Below are 16418 nucleotides of genomic sequence, written 5' to 3'. Positions count from 1 at the left end.
GCGGCCCGGGCTAGGGTGCACGGATGCCGTTCACGCCCGCCCACGTGGCAGCAGTCCTGCCCTTGGTGGGTAAGCGACGGCCGACGTGGGTCGTCCCGTCGGCGCTGGTCATCGGGTCGATGGTGCCGGACCTCCTCTACTTCGTGCCGATCCGCATCGACCGCGACCTGTCGCACTCGCTGACGGGGGTCGTCACCCTCGACCTGGCGCTGGGCCTGCTCGTCGTGGCGCTCTGGAGGTCGGTCGCCTCACCCGTCGTGCGTGACCTCGCACCGGGGAGCATCCGCGGCAGGATCCCCGTGCCACCACCGGCGACGCTGCGAGCGGCGCTGTGGGCCGTGCCCTGCGTGGTCGGGGGTGCCCTGACCCACGTCGGGTGGGACTCCTTCACCCACGCGAACGGGTGGGTGGTCGAGCGGGTCCCGTTCCTGACCGAGGACCACGGGCTCCCGGTCTTCAAGCTGGCGCAGTACGGCAGCGGACTGCTCGGGTGTGCGGTGGTGCTGGCCTACTGCCTCCGGCGCCAGGCGGCGCCGCCGGCACCGGGCGACGTGCCATGCGCCGGGGAACGCGAGCGGACCACCGCACTGGCGTTGCTCGCAGCCTTCCCGGTGGGGTGTGCGCTCGCCTTCGCAGTGCCCGCGTGGGTGGTCGGGACCTCCACCGAGATGGTGTTCTTCATCGCGGTCGTCCGTGGCGTGAGCGGGCTGGGCCTGGCCGCGTGTGGCGTCGCGGCGTGGTGGCACCTCACGGTGCGCCGACGAGCCATTGCCGTCGAGGCGGAGGCGAAGACGCAGGCTCCGGCGGGGGCCGACCGCGACGCGGGTGTCTAGGCTCGGGGGCATGGCACGGACGATCGCGACCACCACCCAGGTCGACCTCGAGGGGCTGCTCGACTTCGTCAGGCCCCGTCACCACATGCTCGTCATCACCAGCCGGGCCGACGGCCGCCCCCAGGCGTCACCGGTGACCGGCGGGGTCGACGACAGCGGCCGCATCGTGATCTCCAGCTACCGCGACCGCGCCAAGACGGTCAACGCCCGCAGGCGCTCCGACGTGTCGGTGGTCGTCCTCTCGGACGACTTCGGCGGCGCGTGGGTGCAGGTCGACGGGGAGTGCGAGGTGATCGACGCACCCGAGTCGGTCGAGCCGCTCGTTGAGTACTTCCGCAACATCTCGGGGGAGCACCCGGACTGGGACGAGTACCGCCAGGCGATGGTCGACCAGGACAAGTCGATCCTGCGGATCACCCCGACTCGCTGGGGCCCGGTCGCCACCGGCGGCTTCCCGCCGCGCCTGGCCGACTAGGGTGGTGGGCATGCTCCGCGTGGGCCTCACGGGAGGCATCGGGTCCGGGAAGTCGACTGTGGCGCAACGGCTTTCGTCACACGGGGCCACCGTCATCGACGCCGACGTCCTGGCGCGGGAGGTCGTGGCGCCCGGGAGTGCCGGCCTGGCAGCGATCGTCGACCGGTTCGGCGACGCCGTGCTCGACGACGACGGCGCCCTGAACCGCCCGGCCCTCGGGGCGCTCGTCTTCGCCGACGAGGGTGCGCGCCGCGACCTCGAGGGGATCACCCACCCCCTGATCGCCGACCGCACGCGGGAGCTGGTCGAGGCCGCGCCGTCGGACGCAGTGGTCGTCCACGACGTCCCGCTGCTGGTCGAGAAGCACTACGGCCCGCGCTACCACCTCGTGGTCGTCGTCGGCGCCGACGAGGAGACCCGGGTGAAGCGGCTGATGCAGACCCGGGGCATGACCGAGTCCGACGCCCGGAGCAGGATCGCTGCCCAGGCCACCGACCAGGAGCGGCGCGCCGTCGCTGACGTCTGGGTCGCCAACGACGGCCACCAGGACGACCTGCTGACGGTGGTCGACGCACTGTGGGACGAGCGCCTGGTGCCCTTCGAGGAGAACGTCCGCCGCGGCATACGGTCGCGTCGTGGCGAGACGCTGGAGCTGGTGGCAAGCGACCCCTCGTGGCCGGACGAGGCACGCCGGTTGCTCGGGCGCCTGCGGTTGGCCTTCGGGGAGACGGCGGTGACGGCCCACCACATCGGCAGCACTGCGGTCCCCGGCCTCGTCGCGAAGGACGTGGTCGACCTGCAGATCGGGGTGCCGAGCCTCGACGACGCGGACGGCGAGGCCCTGCGGGCGCGGCTCGACGCTGCGGGCTTCCCCCGCGCCGAAGGCGTGTTCTCCGACTTCGACCGGGGCTCCGACGGGCTCTGGCCCAAGCGGATGCACGGCAGCTGCGACCCGTCTCGGGTGACGCACGTCCACGTCCGAGAGGTGGGGAGCCCCGGGTGGCGGTGGGCGTTGATGTTCCGTGACTGGATGCGGGCGGACTCGCAGGCCCGCACCGACTACGAGGTCGAGAAGCGGCGCATCGCGGCGGCCGTCACGACGGTCAGCGAGTACGCCGAGGCCAAGGAGCCGTGGTTCGACTCCGTCCACGCCCGGGCCGAGGCGTGGGCGGCCGACACGGCCTGGGAGCCGACGCGTGACTGAGCAGCGCCGGCCCACGAGCGTCTACGGCGTCGGCGAGGAGCCGGACCCACGGTTCTCGCTCGCCAACGAGCGGACCGCCCTGGCGTGGATGCGCACGGCCCTGGCCCTGGTCGGTGGCGGCGTCGCGTTCGTGTCACTGGCGAGCCTGTCGACCCTCCCGGCCTGGGCGGCCCTCGTGGGTGCCGCCGCCTGCATCGGCGGAGCCGTCCTGGCCGTCCGGGCCGTCGTCGCCTGGGCGCGGGTGGAGCGAGCCCTGCGCCTGACCCGACCACTGCCCGCACCGCAAGCCCTTCTCCTCCTCGCCGGGGGCGTCGTGGTCCTCGGCGGTCTCACCCTCGTCCTCGCGGTGGTGGAGGTCGCCGGCCGGTGAGCGCCATCCCGGACCGCGACGCACTCCAGCCCGAGCGCACGGCCCTGGCCTGGCAGCGCACCGCGATCACCGCGATGGTGGCGCTGGTGCCGTTGGTCCTCGTGGCGCTGCGCACCGACCGACCCCTCCGGGCAGCGGCGGGGGCCGCGGCGATGGGCGTCAGCGTGGCACTGGTGGGGTCGGTGCGACGCCGTCTCGTCCAGCTGCGCGACGAGACCCGTGGCTACTCGCCCTTCCAGCCGATGGTCCGCGTCGCCGTGGTGACCCTCCTCGCCGCGACCGGTGGAGTCGTGCTGGGGGTCACCTCGTGGCTGGGCTGACCGCGCAGCCCGGGTCAGCGGCCTGGAGGGTGGTGCTCGTCGCGCACGGGGACCAGGGGAAGTGCGACCAGGGCGAAGAGGGACGCGGAGGCGAACGTCACGGCATACCCGGTCCAGCTCACCAGGGCACCCGCGAGCGGGGGCACCGCCGCGGCCGTGAGGAACTGGCCGGTGTTCTGGACGCCGAGCGCTCGCCCCGACCAGAACGGCCCCGCTCGCTCGGCGACGGCGGTGAACGCGAGGCCGTTGTCGGCCACGGTGACCGCCGACGCGACGACGAGCAGGAGCACGGCGACACCCCACTCCTCGTGGGACGCGACGCCGAGCAGCCCCATCGTCACCACGACCGCGGCCGCGACCCACCGCAACGGTCGCATCCGGCTCCCGACCCGGTCGGACAGGTGGCCCACGGCGATCCGCCCCGCGGCTCCGCCGACCTGCGTCACGGCGACCAGGGTGCCGGCTGCGGCCGCAGACCAGCCACGGTCGGTGACCAGCCAGGCGAGCGAGTAGGTCCACACCAGGAACTGCGGCACGACGAGGAGCATCGAGACGCCGTGCACGCGCGCCAGCGTGCGGTCGCTGCGGTAGGGGTTGCGCGCCGTGTCGACGGTGCGCGGCGGCCGCGGCGGGTCCTTGACGACCACGGCGACCGCCACGCACGCGAGGGCAGCAGCCGCAGCGGGCACCGCCAGCGCCACGCGGATGCCGTGGTGCTCGGCCAGCACGGCCATGGTCACCGCGGCCACGGCCACCCCGAGTGGCTGGGCCATCTGGCGAATGCCCATGGCGAGCCCTCGCCGGCCCGCTGGGAACCAGCCGACCACGACCCGCCCGCTGGCGGCGTTGGCGCTGGCGGCGGCTGCGCCCGCGACGAAGAGCCACGCGCACCAGCCCACCGGCCCGCGCGCCGTCGTGCTCGCGAGGGCGGCGAGTGCGGTCACCGCGAGTCCGGTGACGAGGGCCAGGCGCTCGCCCCTGCGGTCGACGACGACGCCCCACGCGACCAGGGTGAGCATGACGCCCAGCATGGGCGCGGCGCTGACCAGCCCCGCAGTGGCCAACGGAAGCCCCTCGCGGGCGTGCAGGACGGGGATCAGGAAGGCGGGTCCGTGCAGGGCGACGGCGGACGCCGTCTGGGCGAGCGTGCTCACCGCGAGCATCGCCCAACGGCGGCCGGGCCCCACCTCCGTGGACGGGGCGGCGGTCCGGTCGTGGGGGCTGGTTGCGGTGGCCACCACCCAGTCCTACGCCTCGCGTCGTCGGGGGGGGGGGCAGTCTGTCTCACCGCATCCTGAGACGGGCGCTGTCGGAGGGTCGGCCTACGCTGGACGCATGCGTCCCACGACAGACCTGCAACGCACGGTCGCCCCGTTCGAGGTGATCTCCGACTTCCAGCCCGCCGGAGACCAGCCCACCGCCATCGCCGACCTCGCGACGCGGATCCGGGCAGGGGAGAAGAACACCGTGCTGCTGGGCGCGACCGGCACCGGCAAGTCCGCGACCACCGCGTGGCTGGTCGAGCAGGTGCAACGGCCGACCCTCGTGATGGCGCCGAACAAGACGCTCGCGGCCCAGCTCGCCAACGAGTTCCGTGAGCTGCTGCCCAACAACGCCGTCGAGTACTTCGTCTCCTACTACGACTACTACCAGCCCGAGGCCTACATCCCGCAGACGGACACCTACATCGAGAAGGACTCCTCGATCAACGACGAGGTCGAGCGGCTGCGGCACAGCGCCACCAACTCGCTGCTCACCCGTCGTGACGTCATCGTCGTCGCCTCGGTCTCCTGCATCTACGGTCTGGGCACCCCGCAGGAGTACGTCGACCGGATGGCCCGCCTGCGGGTCGGCACCGAGGTCAACCGCGACGACCTGCTGCGGCGGTTCGTCCAGATGCAGTACACCCGCAACGACCTGGCCTTCACGCGCGGCACCTTCCGCGTGCGCGGAGACACGGTCGAGATCATCCCGGTCTACGAGGAGCTCGCCGTCCGGATCGAGTTCTTCGGCGACGAGATCGAGCGGATTTACACCCTCCACCCCGTCAGTGGCGAGATCATGCACGAGGAGCAGGAGATGTACGTCTTCCCGGCGACGCACTATGTCGCCGGCCCCGAGCGGATGGAGCGGGCGATCCGGGGGATCGAGCTCGAGCTGGCCGACCAGCTCGCCGCGTTCGAGAAGCAGGGCAAGCTCCTCGAGGCGCAGCGGCTGCGGATGCGCACCACCTACGACATCGAGATGATGCGCCAGGTCGGGTCGTGCTCGGGCATCGAGAACTACTCGATGCACATCGACGGCCGGGGCCGGGGGACCGCCCCGAACACGCTGCTCGACTACTTCCCGGAGGACTTCCTCCTGGTCATCGACGAGTCGCACGTCACCGTGCCGCAGATCGGGGCGATGTACGAGGGCGACATGTCGCGCAAGCGCCAGCTCGTCGACCACGGCTTCCGGCTGCCGTCCGCGATGGACAACCGGCCGCTGCGGTGGGAGGAGTTCCTCGACCGGATCGGCCAGACCGTCTACCTCTCGGCCACGCCCGGCCCCTACGAGCTCGCGCAGAGCACGGGGGTTGTCGAGCAGATCATCCGCCCCACCGGGCTGATCGACCCCGAGGTCGTGCTCAAGCCGACGAAGGGCCAGATCGACGACCTGCTCCACGAGATCGGCGAGCGCACCAAGGTCAACGAGCGGGTCCTGGTGACGACGCTCACCAAGAAGATGGCCGAGGACCTCACCGACTACCTGCTCGACAAGGGGGTGCGGGTCCGCTACCTCCACAGCGAGGTCGACACCCTGCGGCGGGTGGAGCTGCTGCGCGAGCTCCGGATGGGGGAGTACGACGTCCTCGTCGGCATCAACCTGCTCCGCGAGGGACTCGACCTGCCCGAGGTGTCCTTGGTCAGCATCCTCGACGCCGACAAGGAGGGCTTCCTCCGCTCGGCCCGCTCGCTGATCCAGACCATCGGCCGCGCGGCCCGCAACGTGTCCGGCCAGGTGCACATGTACGCCGACAAGGTCACGCCGTCGATGCGGGAGGCGATCGACGAGACGCAGCGCCGCCGCGAGATCCAGGTCGCCTACAACCTCGCGGCCGGGGTCGACCCGCAGCCCCTGCGCAAGAAGATCGCCGACATCACCGACCTGCTCCAGCGGGAGGATGCCGACACCGAGGCACTGCTCGGGTCGGGCCGCAGCCAGTCGCGCGGCAAGAACGCCAACCGGGGCGGTCGTGGCGCCCTCCAGGCCGACGCCGGGGTCGCGGCCGACCGGTTGCGCAACCTGCCCGCCAACGACCTCGCCAACCTCATCCAGGAGCTGTCGGCCCAGATGCACCAGGCGGCCGCGGACCTCCACTTCGAGCTGGCGGCCCGGCTGCGTGACGAGATCGGTGACCTGAAGAAGGAACTGCGGCAAATGTCCGCTGCGACCCAGTAGGTGTCGTTTGGGGCCTGACGAGGGCTCCTGAGGTGCATGGCGCGTGGTGTGCGTCATTTGCGTGAAGACACGGTGGGTGGGGCCCTGACAGCCTGACGGGTGGAGGTGCACCATGGCTGCAGGACCCTGCCGCGCCAACAACTTCATGCGGGTGTTGGGCGGATGAGTGTGCTTGGACAGGCCGGCCGCGAGTCCTCGACGGCGGTCCGGACGGTTTTCGGCAACCGCAACCTGCGTCGCATCATGCTCGCCTTCGGCGGGTCGGTGATCGGCGACTGGGCCTATGGCACCGCCATCTCCGTCTGGGCGTACAGCGTGGGCGGGGCCAAGGTGCTGGCGGTCTGGGCCGTGGTGCGGTTCATCCTGATGGCCGTCTGCACGCCGTTCGCCGCCACCCTGGTCGACCGCTACTCCCGCAAGGGAATCATGATCAGCGTCGACCTGGCCCGGTGCGTCCTGCTGCTGGTCATCGCGGCGACCATGGCGAGCGTGGACCCGCTGGTCGTCTTCGTGCTGGCCGGCCTCGCGTCCGTCCTGGGTACCCCGTTCCGGCCCGCCCAGCGCGCGATGATGCCGTCGCTGGTGTCCCGGCCCGAGGAGCTCACCGCGGTCAACGGCACGTCCAGCACCCTGGAGAGCCTGGCCTTCTTCGCCGGACCCGCCCTGGCGGCCGGCCTGCTGGCGTCGACCTCGGTCGAAGTGGTCCTCTTGTTCGACGCCGCCACCTTCCTCTGGTCGGCTGCCCTGGTGTACGGCGTGCACCCGGTCGCACCGGCCACACCCGCGTCCGCGTCCGCGGTAGCGGAGCCGGAGCCCGCGGACGCCACGGAGTCGAAGGACACGGCGCAGGACCCGGCCGAAGCCAAGCAACGCTGGGCGTTCCTGCGCGAGACGGGTGGGGGCTTCACCTACATCTGGCGCGACCGCGACCTACGGGTGCTCATCGCGCTCACCTGCGCGCAGACCCTCATCGCCGGGGCGTCGGCTGTCTTCGTGGTCTCGATGGCCTTCGACCTCGTCGACCTCGGCCCGCCGGGGGTCGGCTTCCTCGACTCCATGCTCGGTGTGGGCGCCCTGGTAGGTGGCTTCGTGGCGCTGTCCCGGGCCTCCCGCCAGCAGCTCGGTCTCGACTTCTGCGTGGGCGTCGTCCTGTGGTCGCTCCCGCTCGTGCTGGTCCTGGTCTGGCCGACCGTGGCAGTCGCCGTGCTGGTCATGCTCCTGCTCGGCCTGGCCAACCCGCTCGTGGACGTCAACCTCGACACCCTGCTGCAACGGCTCACCCCCGACCACCTGCTGGGTCGCGTGTTCGGCACGCTCGACTCCGCCTACATCGCCTCGATGGCGGTCGGTGCCGGCGTCATGCCGCTGCTGATCGCCCTCGTCGGTCTCCAGTGGGGCATGGCCCTGCTCGGTCTGCTCGTGACCGCGATGGTCGTTCCGGCGGTCCCGCGGATGCGTCGGCTAGACCTGACGCTGCGCGCGCCGGAGGGACTGCCGCTGGTCGAGTCGGTGCCGATGTTCGCGCCCCTGGACCGCACCGCCCTCGAGGGTCTCGCACGGCAGCTGACCCGGGTCGAGGTCGCGGCGGGCGCGCTCGTCTTCGACGAGGGCGAGGAGGGCGACCAGTTCTTCATCATCGAGTCGGGCGCCGTGGAGATCTGGCACGACGGTGTGCTGCTGCGCACCGAGTACGCCGGCGACTACTTCGGCGAGATCGCCCTGCTGCGTCAGGTGCCGCGGACGGCCCAGGTCCGCGCTGTCGAGCCGACCGTTCTCCGCGGGTTGGGGCGGCGGGCCTTCCTCGACGCCGTGCTCGGGAACGTCGAGGCGGTGACAGCTGCCGAGACCGTCATGGCCCGCCGGATCCTCGCGGGGTGACGGTGGACGACCTCGACTCGCGGCTCGAGCCCTACCTGCCCGTCCTGCTGCGGGGGCGGGTGGCGGCCGACCCCGCCCCAGCGCACTGGGCGCTGTCCGGCAGCCTCGTGGTCCTCGACATCAGCGGCTTCACGCGGCTCACCGAGAGGTTGGCGGCGCGCGGGCGGGCGGGCGCCGAGGAGCTCAGCGACGTCCTGGACGACGTGTTCGGCCCACTCGTCGAGGTGGCCCTGGCCGAAGGGTGCGACCTGCTCAAGTGGGGTGGCGACGCGGTGCTGCTGCTGGCCACCGGCGACGGCTCGGCCGTGCGCGCCACCCGTGCCGCCGCCAGGATGCGCGCCGTGCTGTCCCGCGTCGGACACCTGCGCACCTCGGTGGGGGCCGTCGTCCTGCGGGCCTCGACCGGGGTGGCCACCGGTGACGTGCACCTCGTCCTGGCGGGAGACCCGAGTGCCCACCGCGAGCTCATGGTGCTCGGGCCCCTGGCCAGTCGGGTGACGTCGACCGAGGCGGCGGCCGCGGCTGGGCAGGTCCTGGTGGACGGTGCGACGGCCGCTCTCCTGCCGGAGCGGTTCGTGGGGGAGGCGACGGGTCCGGGCTTCCTCCTGCGCGGCCTCCCGCCCCCAGCTCGCGCCGGTGAGGGGGTTGGCGACCTGACTGCGGTCCTGCCCCAGACCTCGGGTGGTCCGGCCACGGACCGTGCCCGGCTGGTGCCCAGCCAGCTGCGCGCCCACGTCGCGCACGGCAACCGCGAACCCGAGCACCGGGTCGCCGCGGCGGCCTTCATCCGCTTCTCGGGGACGGACGAGCTCGTGGAACAGGACGGACCCGAAGCCCTCACCGTCGCCATCGACGAGCTGGTGCGCACCATCCAGGAGGCGACGACCCGGCACGGGGTGTCGTTCCACGAGACCGACATCGACGTCGACGGCGGCAAGGTGATGCTGGTCGCGGGCGCCCCGCAGAGCACGGGCGACGACGTCGACCACCTCCTGGCGGCAGTCCGCCACGTCGTCGACCGGCCCGGTCGTCTGCCGGTCCGGGTGGGGGTCGCGCAGGGACGGGTCTTCACCGGAGACCTGGGTCCGGCCAGCCGGCGGACCTACTCGGTGAAGGGGGGTGCCGTGAACCTGGCGGCCAGGCTCGCCGCTCGCGCCTCGCCCGGGAGCATCAGCCTGCCCGCCGAGCTGCTCGACCACAGCCGCACCCGGTGGGAGGTGGAGTCGACGAGCTCGCTGCGGCTCAAGGGACTGGCCGAGCCCGTGCCCAGCGTGACCCTCGGCCGCCCGACCTCGCGCGTGGTCGACCAGGTGGAGACGGCGATGGTCGGCCGAGAACTCGAGCTCGGGGTGATCCGGACCGCCCTCGACCGCCTCGGTGACGGAGTGGGCGGCCTCGTCACGGTCGTCGGCCAGCCCGGCATGGGCAAGACCAGGCTCGTCGCCGAGGTGCTGGCGGGTGCCGAAGACTTCGAGGTGCTCAAGGCCGAGTGCGGGCACAGTGGTGCCACGGCGCCCTATGCGACCGTGCGCGTCCTCCTCGCCGCAGCTCTCGGGCTGTCCTCCGAGGTCGACCCCCAGGAGGGGTTCCGGAGGGCGGGCACCCTGGTCCGGGCCCGTGACCCCCAGCTCGAGGGGCTGCTGCCGATGCTCGGCCTGGTCTTCGACGTCCCCATGCCCGCACCACGCGACGAGGTCGAGCTGGGGGAGGAGTTCCGCTCCGACGCCCTGCACCGGTTGGTGGTTGCCGTCATGGAGGCGGCCCTCCAGTCCCCGACCTTGCTGGTGGTCGAGGACGCCCACCTCATGGACGGCGACAGTGCGCGGGTGCTGGAGCTGCTGGCGGCCCGCTGTGACGACCTGCCGTGGCTCCTGCTGACGACCCGGCGGGAGCTCGACGACAGCACACCCCCTGCAGGCGTCGTGGTCGAGCTCGGTCCGTTGGCCGCCACCGCCAGCGAGCTGATGACCGAGCTGGTCGACCCCGAACGCCCCCTGCCGCCGGCCGCGGCCCGGGCCCTGGTGGCCCGCGCCGGTGGGCACCCCCTGTTCATCCGCGAGCTGGTCCTGGCGGCCTCGCGCGGCGACCGGATCGACGACCTTCCGCTCTCGGTGGAGGAGCTCGTGGCGGTGCAGATCGACGCCTTGGCCCCCCGGCAGAGGTCGGTGTTGCGCCGCGCCGCGGTGCTCGGGAACTCGTTCACGCTCGCGCTCCTGGCCGAGCTGGTGGCCGATCTCCCCGATGGGCGGACGCTGCGTGACGACGTCGCCGAGCTATCGGCCTTCCTGGAGCCGGCCGGGGCGCGGCGGTGGCAGTTCCGACACGCGGTGCACCGGGAGACCGCGTATGCCGGTCTGCCCATCAGGGTGCGGACCCGACTGCACGCGACGGTGGGAGAGGTGTTGTCGCGCTCGCCGCGCGCCCGAGGTCGCAGGCCAGAGGTGCTGGCGCACCACTTCTTCGCGGCCGGACGCTTCGCGGACGCGTGGGAGTGTGCTCGGCGGGCGGGCGCGAAGGCACTGGCTGCGGCCGCACCGGAGGCCGCCGCCCACGCCTACGCCCAGGCGGCCGAGGCCGCCTTGCGATCAGGGTCGGTGCCCACGGGGGAGCGGGCGGCCGACCTCGAGTCGTGGGGTGACGCGTTGTTCCTGTGCGGCCGGTCCCGCGACGCCGACCGCGCCTACGCCCAGGCCAGGCGACTCTGGGTCGGCGCGCCGGTGCGGTCGGCAGCGCTCTCGCTCAAGGGGGCCAAGGTGGCCCAGCGCCAAGGGCGCCACCCGGTCGCCCTGCGGCGCACCGCGACCGGCCTGGGGATCCTGGTCGGAGTCGATGGCCCCGATGCGCTGGCGACCCGGGCCCGGCTGCTCTCCCGCAGGAGCGTCGTGCTCATGAGCCAGGGGCGCTACGCCGACGCGGCGCGGTGCGCGCTGGAGGCGGTGGGCACCGCCGAGCAGGCCGGTCAGGACGACGCGCTCGCCCAGGCCCACCTGGTGCTGCACGGCGTGGAGGTCTTCACCGGCTCCAGCTCGGGAGTCGACCACGGCGAGACGGCCCTGGCGCTGTATGCCGCCCTCGGGGACCTGAGCGGGCAGGCCCACGCGCACAACAACATCGCCATGCGGCTGCTCCTCCAGGGCCGCTGGACCGAGGCGCTGGAGGGCTTCCAGCGCGCGGCGGCCAGCTTCGAGAAGGTGGGCGACGCAGCGAACGCCGCGAACGCGGCATACAACAGCGCCGACCTGCTGAACCGGCAGGGGCGCCCCCAGGCGGCCCTGGACGTCCTCGCCGGGGTGCTGCGGATCGCCAAGGCGGTCGACGACGAGGAGCTGCGCGCGCTGGTGCTGCGCGAACAGGGCCGGGCCCACCACCGGGCCGGGCGCCCGGACGAGGGCAGCAGGCTGCTCGACGAGGCGCGTGCCCTGTTCCACGCGCTGCACGAGCCCCACGAGGTCTGCGAGACCGACATCGCCGTCGCCGAGGGACACCTGCTCGCCGGGCGCTCCGCCGAGGCGCTCGCGGCGACGCACCGCGCCCTCGCGACCATCACCGCGCTCAGGGCGGCGACCCTCCTGCCGTCGGCGTTGCGCGTCCGCGCGAGCGCCCAGGCGGTGCTGGGTGACGAGGCCGGCGCGTGGGCGTCACTGCATGCAGGGCTGGCCGCGAGCGCGGCGCCGGACCTCGCCCACGAGCGCGGGTTCCTGCTGGCGGTCCAGGCCCACCTGGAGTCGGTGGCCCTGGCCGACCACGAGGCGTTCGCCGTCCTCGAGCGGCTGGGAGTGCTCAGGGCACCCCTACCGTGGCTGGCGCCGGTCGGTCAGGAACAGCTCCATCACGGGTAGCTGCCCCGGATGTCGTGGGTGAAGAGGATGACGCTGTAGACGTCGCCGGCGTTGTCACGGGTGGACTGCACGGTGTCGCGGCACGCGGTCTGCCCCGTGCCCAGCACGCCCTTGGAGGGGCAGTCCGGCACCTGGGTGAAGGCCCCGGTGTTCGTGAGGTCGATGGTGACGGGGAACGAGCTGACGCCGCCTTGCCCGCACAGCGTCTTGTCGCAGGCCAGGACGAACGTGGCGGGAGCAGTCGGCGTGTACAGCGGCGCCCCGTTCTCGTCCTTGAGCGAGACCTCGGCGGTGACCAGCCGAGCGGTGGTGCCCGACTTGGTGCGGCAGGTGAGGATGGTGTCGCACGAGCCGACCGACATCAGCACGGTGCCGTTGCCCCCGTTGGGCAGCTGGAGGAAGCCGCACACCGGCGAGGTGGGCGTGGGAGCCGGGCAGCCGGGGTCGGTGACGTTCAGGGTGCTGCGCGGAGCGGCCTGGGCGCGGACGGCGGTCGCGGCCACGTTGATCGTCGTGGTCGTGCCAGTCAGGGCGGTCCCGGAGACGACGCCGACGGCGAGCTTGACGGCGTTCCCGAACGGCGCGTAGGTGGCCCCGGCGATCGTGCCGCGCGTCGTGCCCTTGACGATGGTGCCCTCGAGGACGCCGGCCAGGGTGCCGGAGCCCGTGACCAGGCTGAGTCGCATCGTGGTGTTCTGGGTGGGCGCGAGCGGCGCACCCAAGGGGTCCCTCGCCTCCACGACGACGGTGAACGGGCGCCCGGCCACGGCACCGACCAAGCCCGTGCCCTGGTCGCCGACGGAGATGACCGCGAGCGACCCCTTGACGGATCCTGCCATCGACGCCGACGGCGCCACCAGCAGGAGGGCCGCTGCCCAGATCATGGCCACCACGGCCAGGACCGGGACGGGGCGTGGGCGCAGTCGGCGTACGGACATGGCAGACCTCAGTTCGGCAGGTGGTCGAGGGCTCCCATCGTGGCCGGTGCACGGCTCGCCGCTGTACCTCAGTTGTCCTAGTCCTCGTCGACGATGGTCCTCGGCAACCAGTCGACCCGCTCGTGGGCGAGTCGGGACTACCGTCGCTGCTGTGACCACCTTCGACGCCGATGCCCTGCGCGACTACTGCCTGGCCAAGCCGGGCGCCTGGGCCGACCAGCCCTGGGAGGGCGACTTCGTCGCCAAGGTCGGGACAAGATCTTCGCCTTCATGGGCAGCGAGTCGGTCGGCCTGAAGTGCGGCGCCTCCCGCACCGAGGCCGACGAGTGGCTCCTGCAGTACCCCGAGGACGCGTCGGTGATGGCCTACATCGGCCGGTCCGGCTGGAACACCCTGCGACTGGGTGGCACGATCCCTGACGACGAGCTCCGCGAGGCGGTCGACACCTCCTACGACACCGTCGTGGCCAAGCTTCCCAAGAGCCGCCGGCCGGCCCTGGACTGACCAGCCGGTGGGCCGAGTTGGGGGAGCGGCTCAAGTCTGGGACACTTCTTCTTGTTCATCGAAGGGCTGGCCCCCTCGATGAAGTGTTTTGACCATCGGAGGGCGGGCCCCCTCGATGTAGCTTTTGTTTTTGACCATCGGAGGGGAGTATCCCCACGCGGTGTCCTCGTCATCACGGTCGCCTGTCGCGCCGGCTCACGCAGCCACGCGGCATACCGACCCGGGGAGCCGGTCCGCACCTCACGGGGCGGGAGAGACCTCCGGCCACCTCGTTGTGACCGGAAGGTTCCCCCTGTGACCGCGTTCGTTGCGACCACCGCCACCCAGATGGAAGTCCCCACCTGGGTCTGGTACCTCACCGTCGGCCTGATGGCCGTCGTGCTCCTCTTCGACGTCTTCATCATCGCGCGCCGCCCGCACGTGCCGTCGACCAAGGAGGTCAGCATCTCGCTGGCCTTCTACATCGGTGCGGCCCTGCTGTTCGGCCTCGGCATCTGGTACTTCACCCACGACCAGGCTGGCGGCAAGTTCGCCACCGAGTACTACGCCGGCTGGCTGACCGAGTACTCGCTGTCGGTCGACAACCTGTTCATCTTCCTGCTGATCATGGCCAGGTTCGGGGTGCCTGAGAAGCTCCAGCAGTCGGCGCTGCTCATCGGCATCATCATCGCCATCGCCCTGCGTGGCATCTTCATCGCGGTCGGTGCCGCGGCGATCAACCAGTTCTCGTGGGTCTTCTACATCTTCGGCGCGTTCCTCATCTACACCGCGGTCAAGCTCGGCAAGGAGGGCGAGACCGACGACGAGGAGTACGAGGAGAACCGCTTCATGAAGTGGGTCGAGAAGCGCTTCCCGGCCACCGACCAGTACGACGGGGCCAAGCTGTTCACCCACATCAACGGCAAGAAGCTCGCCACCCCGATGTTCATCGTCATCATGGCGCTCGGGACCACCGACCTGCTCTTCGCGCTCGACTCCATCCCCGCGATCTACGGCCTGACCAAGGAGCCATACCTGGTGCTCACGGCCAACCTGTTCGCGCTGATGGGGCTGCGCCAGCTCTACTTCCTGATCGGCGGGCTGCTCAAGAAGCTGGTCTACCTGAGCCTGGGCTTGGCCGTGCTGCTCGCCTTCATCGGCGTCAAGCTCGTGCTGCACGCCCTGCACGAGAACGAGCTGCCCTTCATCAACGGTGGCGAGCACGTCAAGAGTGCTCCGGACATCCCGATCTCGGTGTCCCTGGGCGCCATCGTGGTCATCCTCGGCGTGACGACCGTCGCGAGCCTGTGGAAGTCCCGCAAGGACGAGCGCGAGCGGCTCTCAGCCTCCTGACAGGGCCGGGTCGGGACGCTCGTCAGGGCGCTCGTCGCGACGCTGGCCGGCACCCATCACCAGGGCGCTGGCCAGCACCACCAGGGCCATGCCCAGGAGCTGCAGGTGGCCGAGCCGCTGGCCGAGGACGACGAGTCCGGCCAGTGCGGCAGCAGCGGGCTCCAAGCTCAGCAGGATGCCGAACACGCGGGCGCTGAGCGTGCGCAGGGCGGCCAGCTCGAGCGAGTAGGGCAGCACCGAGGACAGCACGGCGATGCCGAGGCCCTTGGCCACCGACTCGCCGGTCCAGTCCGGGACGCTCGTCACGCCGAACGGCAGCGCGACGACGAGGGCGACGGCCATCGCCAGGGCGAGGCCCTCGAGCTTCGGGAACTCGCGGCCGGCGCGACCGCTCGCGAGGATGTATGCCGCCCAGCAGGCGCCCGCGAGCGCGGCCAGTCCCAGCCCGGTCCACTCCACGTCCGGGAAGGGGGTGTCGAGCGCCTCGGAGATCAGCACCACCCCGATCGCGGCCGCCCCGACCGCGGCCAGGTCACGAAGTCGTCTGGACAGCGCGGTGGCGAGGGTCAACGGGCCGAGGAACTCGACGGTGACGGCCACCCCGATCGGCAGGTGGGCCAGCGAGGAGTAGAAGGCCAAGTTCATCAGGCCCAGCGCGGCGCCGAACCCGAGGACGGTCAGCCAGGCGGCCCGGCTGTGCCCTCGCACGCGGGGTCGGGCGATCGCCCAGAGGATCGCGGTCGCGAAGACCAGGCGCAGGGTGACCGACCCGCCCGCCCCGATCTCGGGGACCAGGGTGGCGGCCAGCGCGCCTCCGAACTGGACCGAGACGATGGCGGTCAGGACGAGGAGCAGCGGCTGGGCCGGTGTCCTCGTGGTCATGGTGGGCGACTCTAGCCAGCGCTGCGCCGGACAACGTCCTCCTGTACCACCCTTCGGCGAAAGATATGCGTTGTTGACCGGCCGTAAGACACAAGTCATCCAAATAGTGAGAAGGTCTGCCCGCCGATTTTCACTTAGACCGTTCACATTCCCGGCGCCGTCGCACGGCACGTGAAGCACCCCATGGTGAGAGCAGGCAACCGGCATGTATTGGTGAGGTCACCTAGTCCCTAATGACTATTGCTGCCCGTCTTTTTGAACTCATACCTTTGTCCAGTCGCGGAACCACAAGGAGACCTCACAGGGGGTGCTGGTCTTCGGTCTGCGGGGTTGTGAGGGACATACATGGCTGCTTTGTTCGAAGATCACCAGCGCCCAGTCGCTGGAGGGGAGATCGAC

14 protein-coding genes are annotated in these 16418 nt (G+C 71.7%); 11 read left to right on the top strand and 3 right to left on the bottom strand.

Annotated features, from left to right (window positions below):
- Positions 1-23: 23 nt before the first annotated feature.
- The 5 genes from AC1DWJ_RS02470 to AC1DWJ_RS02450 are packed head-to-tail and all read left to right on the top strand — an operon-like array spanning position 24 to position 3202.
- Positions 24-833: a DUF4184 family protein gene (locus tag AC1DWJ_RS02470; protein WP_477619914.1), complete on the top strand. Its 810-nt coding sequence runs from the start codon at positions 24-26 to the stop codon at positions 831-833.
- 10 nt (positions 834-843) lie between these two features.
- Positions 844-1308 carry a PPOX class F420-dependent oxidoreductase gene (locus tag AC1DWJ_RS02465; protein WP_457255411.1) on the top strand — a complete coding sequence of 155 codons (465 nt, stop codon included), beginning with the start codon at positions 844-846 and terminating at the stop codon, positions 1306-1308.
- Positions 1309-1318: 10 nt separating this feature from the next.
- Positions 1319-2512, top strand: a complete 1194-nt coding sequence (coaE, locus tag AC1DWJ_RS02460) for a dephospho-CoA kinase (RefSeq protein WP_457255410.1) — start codon at positions 1319-1321, stop codon at positions 2510-2512.
- The gene (locus AC1DWJ_RS02455; protein WP_457255409.1) at positions 2505-2882 is read left to right on the top strand and encodes a YidH family protein; all 378 of its coding nucleotides are present in this window, start codon (positions 2505-2507) and stop codon (positions 2880-2882) included. Before coaE ends, AC1DWJ_RS02455 begins: the two co-directional genes overlap by 8 nt.
- Positions 2879-3202, top strand: coding sequence for a DUF202 domain-containing protein (locus AC1DWJ_RS02450; RefSeq protein WP_457255408.1), 324 nt, complete (start codon positions 2879-2881; stop codon positions 3200-3202). The genes AC1DWJ_RS02455 and AC1DWJ_RS02450 overlap by 4 nt, the downstream gene beginning before the upstream one ends.
- A gap of 14 nt (positions 3203-3216) precedes the next feature.
- Here AC1DWJ_RS02450 and AC1DWJ_RS02445 read toward each other — a convergent pair whose 3' ends face one another.
- Positions 3217-4440, bottom strand: a complete 1224-nt coding sequence (locus AC1DWJ_RS02445; RefSeq protein ID WP_457255407.1) for an MFS transporter — start codon at positions 4438-4440, stop codon at positions 3217-3219.
- 97 nt (positions 4441-4537) lie between these two features.
- On the opposite strand from AC1DWJ_RS02445, the gene uvrB reads away from it, so the two are divergent.
- The 3 genes from uvrB (at position 4538) to AC1DWJ_RS02430 (ending at position 12363) form a co-directional block, all read left to right on the top strand.
- On the top strand, positions 4538-6646 hold the full coding sequence (gene uvrB / locus AC1DWJ_RS02440) for an excinuclease ABC subunit UvrB (RefSeq protein WP_457255406.1): 2109 nt from the start codon (positions 4538-4540) through the stop codon (positions 6644-6646).
- A 162-nt stretch (positions 6647-6808) separates the two neighbouring features.
- Complete coding sequence (locus AC1DWJ_RS02435) at positions 6809-8524, top strand: MFS transporter (protein ID WP_457255405.1); 1716 nt, start codon at positions 6809-6811, stop codon at positions 8522-8524.
- Positions 8521-12363, top strand: a complete 3843-nt coding sequence (locus tag AC1DWJ_RS02430) for an AAA family ATPase (RefSeq protein ID WP_457255404.1) — start codon at positions 8521-8523, stop codon at positions 12361-12363. Before AC1DWJ_RS02435 ends, AC1DWJ_RS02430 begins: the two co-directional genes overlap by 4 nt.
- Here the strand turns inward: AC1DWJ_RS02430 and AC1DWJ_RS02425 are convergent.
- The gene (locus tag AC1DWJ_RS02425) at positions 12354-13301 is read right to left on the bottom strand and encodes a hypothetical protein (protein WP_457255403.1); all 948 of its coding nucleotides are present in this window, start codon (positions 13299-13301) and stop codon (positions 12354-12356) included. The genes AC1DWJ_RS02430 and AC1DWJ_RS02425 overlap by 10 nt on opposite strands.
- A 151-nt stretch (positions 13302-13452) precedes the next feature.
- On the opposite strand from AC1DWJ_RS02425, the gene AC1DWJ_RS02420 reads away from it, so the two are divergent.
- The 3 genes from AC1DWJ_RS02420 to AC1DWJ_RS02410 all read left to right on the top strand — a co-directional run bounded on the left by AC1DWJ_RS02420 (position 13453) and on the right by AC1DWJ_RS02410 (position 15137).
- Positions 13453-13596, top strand: coding sequence for a hypothetical protein (locus tag AC1DWJ_RS02420; RefSeq protein ID WP_477619913.1), 144 nt, complete (start codon positions 13453-13455; stop codon positions 13594-13596).
- Positions 13572-13805 (top strand): MmcQ/YjbR family DNA-binding protein, encoded by a 234-nt coding sequence (locus AC1DWJ_RS02415; protein WP_477619912.1) that lies wholly within the window; start codon positions 13572-13574, stop codon positions 13803-13805. Before AC1DWJ_RS02420 ends, AC1DWJ_RS02415 begins: the two co-directional genes overlap by 25 nt.
- Before the next feature lie 327 nt (positions 13806-14132).
- Positions 14133-15137, top strand: a complete 1005-nt coding sequence (locus AC1DWJ_RS02410) for a TerC family protein (RefSeq protein WP_457255606.1) — start codon at positions 14133-14135, stop codon at positions 15135-15137.
- Here the strand turns inward: AC1DWJ_RS02410 and AC1DWJ_RS02405 are convergent.
- A complete protein-coding gene (locus AC1DWJ_RS02405; protein WP_457255401.1) occupies positions 15126-16019 on the bottom strand; it encodes an EamA family transporter in 894 nt (297 codons plus the stop codon). The two genes, AC1DWJ_RS02410 and AC1DWJ_RS02405, sit on opposite strands and share 12 nt — an antisense overlap.
- Positions 16020-16418 lie beyond the last annotated feature (399 nt).

It is taken from the genome of Pedococcus sp. P2_D7 (genome assembly GCF_056404295.1).
Note: the sequence above shows the minus strand (reverse complement) of the source record. Positions and strands in the feature narration are given on the sequence as shown.